Origin of the sequence: Leptospira langatensis (assembly GCF_004770615.1) — a bacterium.
Taxonomy (GTDB): Bacteria; Spirochaetota; Leptospiria; order Leptospirales; family Leptospiraceae; genus Leptospira_B; species Leptospira_B langatensis.
The window spans coordinates 1-12,503 of the sequence record NZ_RQER01000011.1 but is presented as its reverse complement, the minus strand read 5'-3'; the positions used below and the strand labels follow the sequence as shown (position 1 = coordinate 12,503).

Annotated in this window: 9 protein-coding genes; 7 read left to right on the top strand and 2 right to left on the bottom strand. The window is 44.9% G+C overall.

The features are described 5' to 3' along the window. The 6 genes from cysT (at position 1) to EHO57_RS16145 (ending at position 7,151) form a co-directional block, all read left to right on the top strand. Entirely contained in the window at positions 1-828 is an 828-nt protein-coding gene (gene cysT / locus EHO57_RS16170; RefSeq protein ID WP_135641803.1) for a sulfate ABC transporter permease subunit CysT, read from the top strand. Beyond that, positions 825-1,724 (top strand): sulfate ABC transporter permease subunit CysW, encoded by a 900-nt coding sequence (cysW, locus tag EHO57_RS16165; RefSeq protein WP_135641800.1) that lies wholly within the window; start codon positions 825-827, stop codon positions 1,722-1,724. The genes cysT and cysW overlap by 4 nt, the downstream gene beginning before the upstream one ends. A 9-nt stretch (positions 1,725-1,733) precedes the next feature. Beyond that, positions 1,734-2,798, top strand: coding sequence for a sulfate/molybdate ABC transporter ATP-binding protein (locus EHO57_RS16160; RefSeq protein ID WP_135641798.1), 1,065 nt, complete (start codon positions 1,734-1,736; stop codon positions 2,796-2,798). Positions 2,799-2,925: 127 nt separating this feature from the next. After that, complete coding sequence (locus EHO57_RS16155; RefSeq protein ID WP_135641796.1) at positions 2,926-3,957, top strand: DUF4384 domain-containing protein; 1,032 nt, start codon at positions 2,926-2,928, stop codon at positions 3,955-3,957. An 83-nt stretch (positions 3,958-4,040) separates the two neighbouring features. Continuing rightward, the gene (locus EHO57_RS16150) at positions 4,041-4,952 is read left to right on the top strand and encodes a prohibitin family protein (protein WP_135641795.1); all 912 of its coding nucleotides are present in this window, start codon (positions 4,041-4,043) and stop codon (positions 4,950-4,952) included. 15 nt (positions 4,953-4,967) lie between these two features. Continuing rightward, positions 4,968-7,151 carry a caspase family protein gene (locus tag EHO57_RS16145; RefSeq protein ID WP_135641793.1) on the top strand — a complete coding sequence of 728 codons (2,184 nt, stop codon included), beginning with the start codon at positions 4,968-4,970 and terminating at the stop codon, positions 7,149-7,151. A 1-nt stretch (position 7,152) separates the two neighbouring features. On the opposite strand, the gene lfb1 is transcribed toward EHO57_RS16145, so the two are convergent. Beyond that, positions 7,153-7,512, bottom strand: a complete 360-nt coding sequence (gene lfb1, locus EHO57_RS16140; RefSeq protein WP_135641791.1) for an LIC10280 family protein — start codon at positions 7,510-7,512, stop codon at positions 7,153-7,155. 99 nt (positions 7,513-7,611) lie between these two features. Further along, complete coding sequence (locus EHO57_RS16135; protein WP_135641789.1) at positions 7,612-10,857, bottom strand: carboxyl transferase domain-containing protein; 3,246 nt, start codon at positions 10,855-10,857, stop codon at positions 7,612-7,614. A gap of 350 nt (positions 10,858-11,207) precedes the next feature. Between EHO57_RS16135 and EHO57_RS16130 the strand changes: the two genes are divergently transcribed. After that, positions 11,208-12,359, top strand: a complete 1,152-nt coding sequence (locus EHO57_RS16130) for a TauD/TfdA family dioxygenase (protein WP_135641787.1) — start codon at positions 11,208-11,210, stop codon at positions 12,357-12,359. Positions 12,360-12,503 lie beyond the last annotated feature (144 nt).

Below are 12,503 nucleotides of genomic sequence, written 5' to 3'. Positions count from 1 at the left end.
TTGAAACTGATCTTTCGCCCTTATTCTAAAACAAGCTTTGGCCTTTCCTTGGGCCTGACCATATTTTACCTGAGTTGTTTCGTAATTATTCCCTTATCCTCTCTTGTATTCAAATCGGCAAATCTAGGTTGGTCCGGACTCTTAGAGGTTTTTTCCGAGGATAGGATCCAAAAGGCACTAATCCTTAGTTTCGGGGCCGGAGGGGTCGCAGCGATCATCAATCTATTTGTGGGATTCTTGTTCGCATGGGTCCTAGTCCGTTATGATTTTCCCGGAAAGAGGATCTTGGATTCCTTAGTGGATCTTCCGTTCACTCTTCCCACTGCAGTGGCAGGGATCGCACTCACTACGATCTATTCTCCCAAGGGTTGGATCGGCCAATTCTTCGAACCCCTCGGGATCAAGATCGCTTACACTCCCGCCGGGATCGTGATCGCTCTCGTTTTTATCGGATTTCCTTTTGTGGTCCGCACAGTGCAACCCATCCTGGAAGAACTTCCTAAAGAATTAGAAGAGAGTGCGTTTTGCTTGGGAGCAAGCAGGTTCCAGACATTCACGAAAGTGATCTTGCCGGAACTTATTCCTTCTCTGTTAACGGGAACGAGTATGGCGTTTGCAAGAGGGATAGGAGAATACGGCTCCGTAGTTTTCATTTCCGGGAATTTGCCCGGTAAGACGGAGATCCTTCCCCTTCTCATCGTTACTAAGTTGGAACAATACGAATATGCGAAGGCTACCGGAATCGCACTCTTAATGTTGGTTCTGTCTTTTACGATCATGCTTGCGATCAATTTCTTCCAGAACAGAGCATCTAGGAGGTTGGGATGAAACATGCCGAGCCTATCTGGATCCGGATCCTGCTCATCGGCTCCGTGCTTGTACTTGCGTCGCTCATCCTTCTTCTTCCGATCGCCACCGTATTCTTAGAGGCGTTCGCCGGAGGATGGGAGGCCTATCTACAAGGATTGCAGGATTCGGATACGATCTCTGCGATGATCATGACCCTTAAGGTGGCGGCGATCGCGGTCCCCTTGAACACAGTATTCGGACTCGTTGCGGCGTTCCTTCTCACCCGTTTCGAATTTCCGGGAAAGAATATCCTTCTTACTATCATAGATTCTCCTTTTGCTGTTTCTCCGGTGATCTCGGGGCTTATCTTCCTGCTGGTTTTCGGAAGACAGGGTTGGCTAGGAAATACATTAGAAGAATGGAATATTAAGATCGTATTCAATACTCCTGGCCTTGTCATAGCGACGATCTTTATCACTCTTCCTTTTGTCGCAAGAGAGCTCATCCCTCTTATGCAAAGCCAGGGAAAAGAAGAGGAAGAAGCTGGAATTCTCTTGGGGGCCTCTCTTAGGCAGACTTTTCTCAAGATCATCATCCCGAATATCAAATGGGGCCTTCTCTACGGATTGATCTTATGTAACGCAAGAGCGATGGGAGAATTCGGCGCGGTTTCCGTTCTATCAGGCCATATCCGAGGAAAGACAAACACGCTTCCTCTGCAGATCGAAATGTTGTACAATGAATACAACTCTATCGGAGCCTTCTCCGCAGCCTCTATTTTAGTATTTCTTTCCTTACTCACTCTGGTCTTGAAATCCATCTTAGAAAGAAATCTTAATTCTAAGAAAGAGGAGAAGGAGCCGGAAGAAGGAACTCCGTCCTCTTCTTCCAAGGAATCGCTTGCCCAGAATAATACGCCGGATTTCCAAATTTAGGAGATACAGATGTCCATAGAGATACGCAATGTTAGCAAAAGATTCGGAGAGTTCCAAGCTCTCTCTCATGTGGACCTGACCATTCCCGAAGGAAATTTGGTCGCGTTACTCGGTCCTTCGGGTAGTGGAAAGACCACTCTGCTTAGGATCATCGCAGGATTGGATGTCCCCGATGAAGGAGAGGTCTTGTTCAACGGAGAAAGATCCAAGACCAAGAATTCCAAGGACAGAGGAGTTGGATTCGTATTCCAACATTATGCTTTATTTAGGCACATGACGATCTTTGAGAATATCGCATTCGGCCTAAAGGTCCGTCCGAGAGCCACTCGTCCTTCTAAGGAAGAGATTAGAGCGAAAGTTTTCCAACTTCTGAAATTGGTCCAATTGGAGAATTTTCACGATCGATTTCCTTTCGAACTTTCCGGTGGACAGAGACAAAGGGTGGCTTTGGCAAGAGCATTGGCGATAGAGCCCAAGTTCCTTCTTTTAGATGAACCTTTCGGTGCATTGGATGCCAAGGTACGAAAGGAACTCCGGACTTGGCTACGCAGACTCCATGATGAGATCCACGTCACCAGCGTATTCGTAACTCATGACCAAGAAGAAGCCTTAGAGGTTAGCGATTCTATTGTGATCCTTCGCTCGGGAAAGATAGAACAGATCGGCACTCCGGACGAGGTTTATAATAAACCTAAGACCCCTTTCGTATTCCATTTCTTAGGAGATGTGAATCTGTTCCACGGAAGGATCAACGAAGGAAAAGCTACGATAGGCGATCTTCATGTGGAGACTCCGGAACATTCGGACCTAGTAGACCAAGAAGCAGTTGCTTATGTAAGACCGTATGACGTGGAAATTTCCCGCTCGGCAGAGGCTGGGATTCCCGCCGAGATCCAATACATCCATTCTACAGGAAGGAATGTGCGGATCGAACTCAAACGCCTAGATTCTGGCACTCTGATAGAATCACTTTTGGATCAGAACATATACAAAGAACTAAACCTTCTCCCTGGGGAAACGGTTTATCTGAGGATCCGCAAGGCGAAAGTCTATGTGGAAGATTTCTCGATCTAAGTCCTTAGGTTAGGTTTTCCTTCTTGTAGAACAGCTCAAAAAATTTCCGGAAAACGAGGAAAAACAGGTTTCGAAAAGGTCCAAGTACAAAGTAGGATCTTACAGAGCTTTGTCTCCGGAGGCAACCATGCAGAGGATTTCCGTAAAGAACGGCCGAGGCCCGGAACTCCAGGTGACCCTGCTTCTTCCAGGTATTTTCGTTCTATCCAAAACCATCTTATTCATTTCCTTATTCGTCTTAGTCAATTGCGCAAGTCCTTCGGAAACCGTTTCTGTTCCTGTTGCCCCTCTTCCAAGATCGGAGGCAAGCCCTTCTCCCAGTTTTTTAGATAAATATAATATAGCCTTACTTAGCTCGGACACTTCTTCCGAAAATCCGCAAGACGAACTGAAAGATTTGCTGATCCGATCCGAAAGGATTTCTGTGATCGATAGACAAAGGACTGCTGACGTATTGAATGAGATCTCATTGAGCCAAACAGGGATCACCGATACCGCAAATGCTCCCAGGTTAGGAAAGATACTGGCCGCTCAGAAACTAATCTACTTAAAGAGCCAAAAGGATCGTTGGAGCGTGGAACTTGTGGACGTGGAAACATCCAAGTCCGAGTTTTTGCGTTCTTTTAAAAGAGAAAAGTCGGAAAAGATCTTTACTGAGCTTACGGGATTCCTCACCCAAAACCTTCTTCTTAGAAATCTAAGCGCCTTAAAACCGAAAAGCCAAACGATCAAAGTCAGTTTGAATTCTTCTCAAAAAGTCTATAGGTCGAATGAGCCTGTTTCCTTCTCCGTAAGCACATCGGAAGATTGTTATGTATATCTGATCCTTTTACAAAGCGACGGGGAAACTTTGCTTTTGTTCCCAAACTCGTTTCAATCGAACAATTTCTTAAAGGCAAACGTCAGACTTCTTATTCCGGATGAAAGATCGGGTTATATTTTGGCGGCAGGCGAACCGTATGGGACGGATTCCATTAAGCTGATTGCGTCCAAATCTCAACTAGATCTATTCCGAACGAAACCGTACGGAGATTCTCCTTTCGGCATTATTGATCGTCCATTCGAGTCCGTTAGTCGAGGTATAAAAATTATCCAGACAACGGTGTCTGACGGAGATTGGAATACCTCCGAATTGAGTATCGTTACCTTGGAAAAATAAATTTCCAAATAGAATATTAGAGAAATGGAAATTTTTAGGAACATCCTCGGTCTTTCATTCCAGAAGATAAAAGGAGTACGAAGATGTTCAATAAATCCATCCTTTCGGGCATAGCGATCATGATTGCCCTTTCCACAACCGGCTGCCTTACCACCATAGAACCTGGGCGAGCCGGGATCGTATTTGCGCCCTTCGACAATAAGGTAGAAAAGGACATACTACTTGCGGGAAATTATCAGATCCCTCCCACCAAAGACGTGATCGTTTACAACCTGCAATGGGAGCCTTACAAGGAAACTATAGATGTGATCACTCGAGACGATCTAAGGATAGACGTAGTCGCTTCTATTACCCTTCGTCCGATCCAGAGTCAATTGGTCAGTCTTCATACGGAGGTGGGCCCTCAATATTATAATCATGTAGTGAGACAGGACTTTAGGACGAGCGTGAGAAACGCATTCACCAATTATCCCATGATCCAGATCTCTAAGAACAACCAACAGATCGTAAAAGAGATCAAGGCGATGATGGAGGATAAACTAAGCTCCCGTCATATCGAGATCAATAATGTGAACATAGACGATATTTCTTTTAGCCAACAGATCATGGACGCTATCCAGAAGAAGCTTACGAAAGAACAAGAATTAGAAACCATGAAATTCGAGATCGCCATCCAGAAAAAGGACAATGAGATCGCTAGGATGAATGCGCAGAGGGACGCCGAGATCGTAAGCATTAAGGCGAAAGCAGAAGCCGATGCGATCAAAATTGTGAACGAGGCTATTTCCTCCAAATACATCCAGTACAAGGCGTATGATAACCCTCAGAATAAACTGATCTTTGTTCCCGTCGGTCCGAACGGTTTGCCTGTGACGGTTCGAATGAATATAAACGAACCGATCGGAAGCGCTAAGTCGCCATCCAAAGCGAATGTGAGCGGCTCTTTTACGAATACGAAGCAAAATTCGATCAATTCGGACGATGACAATAACTAACGTAAGGATAGTACGATGAGGATCTTTTTCTTAGCGGCATGTTTCATTCTAAGTGCGGGAATACTCGCCATAGAAAACCCATTCCATCCTGCTTGGAAAGAATCCTCAGCTATCACTGCGTTTACGGATCTTGGAAATGGAAGCATTGCTACAGGTCTGGAAAATAAAACAGTTCTGGTTTGGAATCTTACCAATCGAAAATTCAAGGCATTGACCTCGAATACTTCCATTATTTCTTCCATCGCTCATTCCGATCCGTCGGGCAAAATCGCCTATCAATCGGATGAAAGTAAGATCAAGATCCTTTCTCCAGATCTAGAGACAAACATGGAGATCCCAAATTCGCTTGGCTCCATTACTTCATTGGATTTCTCCCCGGATGGCCTTAAGCTAGTAGGAGGAGATGAAAATGGAAGAGTCAGGATCTGGGACCTAAGTGGCAAGATCCGAGGAAACTTTCAGGCCCATTCCTTATCCATCACTTCTGTGCAATTCTCTCCGGATGGAAGATCCATATTAACTGCCAGCGAGGATGGAACTGCCTCCTTGTGGAATACTGAAGGAACTCAGATCAAAGTCCTGGATACTAGGGACAGTCCTATATTGTGCGCAAAGATCTCAAAGGACGGTAAGAAAGTAGCTACAGGCGGAGACGATGGAAAGATCCGAGAGATTTTCGTCGAAGACGGAAAAAAGACAGAAATAGGACGGCACACTTCCTCTGTCAGATCCGTAGTATATTCAAAAACTGGAAAGTATCTATTAAGCTCTTCGGAAGATCTAACAGTAAAGATCTGGGATACCAAGACAGGACTAAAGGCCACATTAGTGGGTCATTCCGATACTGTTAATCAAGCCATCTTCATTAACGATGAAAAGCAGATCCTTACAGGGAGTGACGACGGAACCCAAAAGATCTTCGATATAAATGGAAAGGAACTAGCGAATATAGTCCTAACCGATAAGGGAAAGATAGTCTTCGATCCAAGCGGAGGATTCGACTATGATTCGGAATTCTTGGAGAGCTATTTCTATTTCAATACGGAAAATGTAGATATTCATTCCGGGCTAGATTCCTTTTACAGTCTTTTCTTTTCTCCCGGTTTGATCCAAAAAATCTTCAAGGGTAGCAAGGAAACAAGGCCAAGCGTCTCCGATCTCATCAATACTTCTCCTCCTCCAAGAGTGGATATCAGTTTAGAGCCTTCTTCGGATCGTGAAACAGTTTCCGTTTCCGTAAAGGCATGCGACGAAGGAGGAGGAGTCGGGGATCTCTACTTATATCACAACGACTCCTTGGTCTCGTTAGAAACGTCCAGAGCGATCCGACTCATCCCCGGAGACACTTGCGTGCATAAGACATTCTCTCCGGATCTTTCTCCCGGAGAAAATTATTTTAGGGTCTCGAGCGCAAGCAAGGCAGGAATAGTCGGATATTCTAAAATGGTATCCTTTCATAAAACAGCGTCTGGATCCACATTACCAAAACTTCATTTAGTTCTGTTAGCTGTGGATGATTATAAAGGAAAGAGCATGGACCTGAGATATGCGGTAAAAGACGCGCTTGCTCTTTCCGGGGCGGAAGCATTCAAAAAGAAGAATATATTCTCTTCTACTAAGATCTATACCGCTTACGATAGAAAAGCCGACAAGAAAGGGATCCTCTCGATCTTTGAGGAAGTAGCTAAAGAATCCGCTCCTGAAGATCTTTTACTCGTTTTTATCGCGGGACACGGAGCGAACCAGGATGGTAAGTTCTATTTTCTCACTTCTACATTCGACCCTGAAAATCCTAATTATTCTGAGAATGGCTTTAGCCAAGAAGACTTTGTATCCTCCATTGCAAAAGTGAACGCTACCCGAAAGCTATTGATCTTCGATACCTGTGATTCGGGAGGAGAATGGACCACCCAATTCAAAGAGTTAGGAAATCTTGCTAAATCCGCAGGGCTTTGCGTAATTGCATCTACATTAGAAAAAGAAGATGCATATGAATCTTCCGCTTTGGAACACGGAGTATTTACTACTGCGTTATTGGAGGGGCTGGGAGGAAGAGCAAATACGAACGGAAAGGTCACAGCTTCCAGTTTGATCTCTTATATAAATTTAAGAGTGCCTGAGATCGCGAAATCTGTGATCAAGAAGGAACAATTCCCGTATTCTTCCCAGCGAGGCAGAGATTTCGTGATCGCGGAATAAACTATTTCGATAGGATCTCTGTCCCGGCACCATTTCCCCAGGTACCTTCCAGTTTCGCACCTCCGTTCTTCACGGTATAGATCACAGGATAAGTGTCCCCCCAATCCACCGTGAGAGTATTACCATCCAAAGAACCCGTACCCGAAAAAGTGTTTCCCACACTCCATTCGAAATTGTAAGAACCATCATCGTTTAAGGTAACATTCACTGTACCTTTGTATCTACTACCATCCGGATTCGTTCCAGTTACCTTGTACATTCCGTAGACGTTCAAGCCTTGCGCATGCGCATAGGAAAAGGAAACGATCAACACAAGGATCGTTACGAGAGTCAAGATCCTGGCCTTGGGATTTTTAAACATGCCATCCTCCTAAGAGAGGCAAAATCTGATCATAGATCAGGATCTTATCAAGATTTTTCCTGGAGGAAGAAAAACATTTATTTCCAAAGTAGAATAACTCTAATCGCAGGAATCCAAGCCTCGGACGATCCATTTGCGGGAATCGACTGGATCGATGACGGCATCTATCTCTAAATACGAAGCCATATTGATCGCCTTCCCTCTTTCATAGGCTTCTGCGACCAAGCGTTCAAAGAGTAATTGCCTTTCCTTCCAATCCTTAACTTCGGCCAACTCCTTTTGGAAGCCGGTCCTGATCTCCCCCTCGATCCCCATTGCACCGAATTCTCCCGTAGGCCAAGAGATCGTAAACACGGGAGCGTGAAAGCTTCCTGCTGCCATCGCCATGGCTCCCAGACCGTATCCTTTTCTGAGAATGATCGTGAATACCGGAACCCTTAAGGAGGCTCCGGCACCAAATAGCTCGGCGGCTTTTCGGACCAGTCCTTTCTTCTCCACATCCGGTCCTACCATGAATCCAGGAGTATCACAAAGAAATAATACAGGAATTTTGAATGTATTACAGAAGTCCAAAAACCTGGCGGATTTCTCCGCTCCTTCTGCATCGATCGCTCCTCCCAAATGAGTGGGATCATTTGCAACAAGGCCCAGAGCCCTTCCTTCTACTCGAATAAAGGAAGTCACAATACCTTTCGCATATTCTCTCTGGAGTTCGAGAACGGAATGTTTGTCTGCTAAGACCTCTATTAACTTTCGGATATCGTAAGAGCGAAGGCGATTTTCCGGAATACTATTCCTAAGTGCTCTTTGGTCGGAAGATTCGAATTTCTGAAGATTCCCTTGAAAATAGGATAATGCCTGTTTAGCGATTCGGACTCCTTCTAATTCATTTTTGACCAGAATGTCTATTACCCCATTTCGAGTCTGCACACTGGTAGGTCCAATTTCTTCTGCGGAGAAGGAGCCAAGGCCTCCCCCCTTTACCATGACTGGTCCGCCCATTCCTATATTAGAATCTTCTGTTGCAATCCGAATATCGCTGGCTCCAAATAAGGCAGCATTCCCCGCAAAACATCTGCCCGCATTCACTGCGATCCTAGGTAAGATGCCCTTTAAACTCGCATATTGACGGAATGTATGCAGATCCAAGCCTGCGACTGCCGGCACATCTACTTCTCCCGGGCGACCTCCTCCTCCTTCCGTAAAAAATACCAGAGGAAGTCTTTGCTCTTTTATCATTTGCAGAAAGCGGTCCGTCTTCTTATGATTCATAGCCCCCTGTGTTCCCATAAAAACTGTATAATCATAAGCTAATACAGAAATTCTGGATCTATGCGGTTCGAAAAGATCTCCGTTAGTCGTTCCGAGTCCCGCCACGAGACCGTCAGCCGGACTCAGTTTGATCAATTCTTCCAAGGTTCTTCGACGACGCTGCGCGGCTAAAGCAAGAGCGCCATACTCCACAAAACTTCCAGGGTCGCAAAGATCTGCGATATTCTCTCTTGCCGTTCTTTGCCCTCTCTTATGACGCTTGGAAACTGCCTGGGATCTGGCAGCATCTTCGTTTATGGACAATCGATCTTTTACTTCTTGCAGATCTACACGAATGCGATCCGGATCCACGGAAACATCTTCCGTATGATGTTCTTCTTCTTGGTCCGATTTGCGGATCAGAAGAAGGGTCTGGGATTCCGAAACAGTATCTTCTGCGGAAACAAGGATGCTCTCCACATAACCGCTGATCTCAGAGCTCAATACGTGCTCCATCTTCATGGAAGAAAGCAAAGCCAATTTCTGTCCCTTACGAATGTAATCCCCTTCGGAAGGAAGTATTTCCATCAACCTTCCTGCCATCGGAGAAGCAAAGCGAACGATCCCGTCCGCAAAGATTTCATCCGCATCCGATTTACTCTTGGAGAGAGTTAGAGATCCGACTTCAAAGGGGAATTGCTTAGAATCAGAAGGTTTGGCTTGAACCAATTCAGAAATCCTTTCCTGGATAAACTGAGTATGGATGGAATATTCTCGTACTTCTTTGGATCGCAGTAAATTTTGTAGAAAACCGATATTAGTAGGAACTCCTACAATCCTAAATTCCTCCAAGGCACGCAGAGAAGAAGATAATAAATTCGTAAAGTTCTCTGACCTAGAACGAACGATCAACTTCGCAAGCAGAGAATCGTAATTCGGGTTCAGATCGTAGCCGGAATAAGCGGCGCTATCCACTCGGATCCCTGGCCCACTACTAGGCTCGAACAAACGGATATTTCCGGAAGAAGGACGAGTATTCCCCTTTTCATCCATGATCTCGGAGTTGATCCGGATCTGCACCGCATATCCCTTAGGAGAAGGGATAGATTCTTGGGTTAAAGATAGATCTTTCAGGGATTTTCCATTCGCAATTTGCAATTGCAATTGTACAAGATCCAGTCCGGTAACTTCTTCCGTAACCGTATGCTCTACTTGCAAACGAGGATTGGCCTCCATAAAATAGACATTTTTCGGATCTTCCAAATCCAAGAGAAATTCAAAGGTCCCAAGATTCTTATACTGCAAATGTTTGGCAATAGTCTTAGAATATGAATAGATCTTCTCTCTAATTTGAGAAGGTAGAAAGGGAGCTGGCGCGATCTCCACAAGTTTCTGATTTCTCCGCTGCAAGGAGCAATCCCTTTCCCATAGATGGACTATATCCCCGGTCCCGTCCCCTAAGATCTGAACTTCTATATGCCTCGCCTTTGGAAGGAACTTCTCCAGATATACATTAGAATTTCCGAATGCAGCCCTTGCCTCTTCCGAACAGGTCTTGAATAATTCCTCTAACTCTTCCCGTTTTGTGGCGACTCGGATGCCCCTTCCCCCTCCTCCAGCCAAAGCCTTGATCATGATAGATCCTTGTTCAGAAAGGAATTCTTTCGCATCTTCCAAACTCGCGACCTTCCGAATTCCGGGAAGCACAGGCAGACCCAATTCCTCTACTAAGCGAATTGCTTCCAGTTTATCTCCAAGCATCCTCAATGTGGAAGAATTTGGACCAATGAATCCTATATTAGATTTTTCGCATTTTTCTGCGAACTCATGATTCTCGCTCAAGAAGCCGTAACCAGGGTGAATACCATCGCAATGATTCTCTTTAGCCAGCTTTAAGATCTGCTCTTGGTCCATATAGGAGGGAACTCCCTTCCCGCGTAAAGGAAGGGCCTGGTCCGCCGCGAGCCTATGTCTTGAATTTTGATCGTCTTCTGAGTAAATGGAAACGGATTGGATCTCGAGCTCCGCAGCTGCGCGAGAAATGCGAAGAGAGACTTCTCCCCTGTTCGCGATAAGTAATTTGGATACTTTCATAGAATGCGCAGTACTTTTTCTAAAAACTGCGTGAGGTCGATCTATTTTCAAGAGGGCCCCCGCCCTGTATTGGGTGGGGGGAGTGGCCCGTGGGAGCTCCTCGCGCTATATCACAGAAACTGTGCCAGAGCAAGGAGAATAAAAAGTGCTTCCACACGCGTAGGAACTATTGGCCACCCTTTGTAGGAACTCCGAAATCCACACCTGGATAAATAGGATTGGAAGGAAGAACAATATAGTGAGCAGTCGAGCAAGCGCCTATTCATTATAACGAATTTTCCTTCATGATATGAGATATAGGAATAGGCCGAACCGTTCCGATTTCCAAGCTGGGCAAAAGGAGAAAAAAAATGGCTGAAACAAAATCCAAATCCTCTTCCGGAAAATCGAAACTCTCCTCCAGGAAACTAACCCCAGTCCGAAAAATCCCTAAACAGAAGAAAGAGCATAAAGAAAATATTATATTCAAAGATCATTTACCAGGTCTTAAATTACCGATCGTTTATTCTCCTTCTGCTTCTAAATTTGCGAGCGAGGATATTTTAAGTTCTTGGATCAAAAAGAACCAAAGAGAGATCCAACGGGATCTGCTCATCTATGGAGCGATCCTATTCAGAGGGTTTGAAATAGAGGATTCCAAGAACTTTGAGAAGATTGCCCTCGCCTTAGATTCGAATCTTTCCGAAGCATATTTGGGCACTTCTCCCAGAGATAAGGTTACGAAATATGTTCATACGGCAAGTGAACTTCCCTCAGCCTATCCAATCATGCAACATGCAGAGATGAGTTTTCTAGACCAACCTCCTAAAAAACTTTTCTTCTACGCGAAGACAGCCCCAAACAAGAATGGGGAAACTCCGATTACAGATCTTAGAGCAGTCTTAAAGCAGATCCCGGAAAATATCCGAAAGAAGATAGAAGAAAAAGGAGTTCGCTATATCCGACACTACGACGGTCCGGATTCTTCCAGATTCAGCCTCTGGAAAACGAAGCGTTGGAGTGAAATGTTCAATACGACGCGAAAAGAAAATGCAGAGAAGGAATTTAAGAAGCAAAACTTCCAACATGCATGGCTTCCTAAAAACAAATTACGATTAACGAATATTCAGGTCGGGACAAGAAGGCACCCTTCTTCTGGAACAGAAGCCTGGCACAATCATATCCAAACCTTTCATATAGATTCCCCAAGATTAGAATACAAATACGTGCTTAATAGACAGAGGACCTTGAGAGGGCTCGGAGTCTTCTTGACATTGAATTTCCTCACCTTCTTCAAAAAACTATTTCATAGATCGGAAGAATTGGACGTGCACGCTACCTATGGGGATGGAGTAGAGATCAGCCAGAAAGAGATCAAAGAAATACTGGATGTATTCTGGAAGAATATCCAGATCTTCTCCTGGAAAAAGAACGACATCTTGTATATAGACAACTATTCCGTCTCTCACGGAAGACTCCCGTTCGTCGGACCGAGAGAGATCCAAGTCGCTTGGACAAAGTAGATTTTCTTATAGAGAATTTATACAGTTCCTACAAAGAACCTCAAGAGTTCCTACGCGAATGGGAACTGCTCAATATTTTTCTTGCGCGGATCCAATTTTTGTGATATAGCGCAGGAAGGAAAGCCCACGAGCCACTCCCCCCTC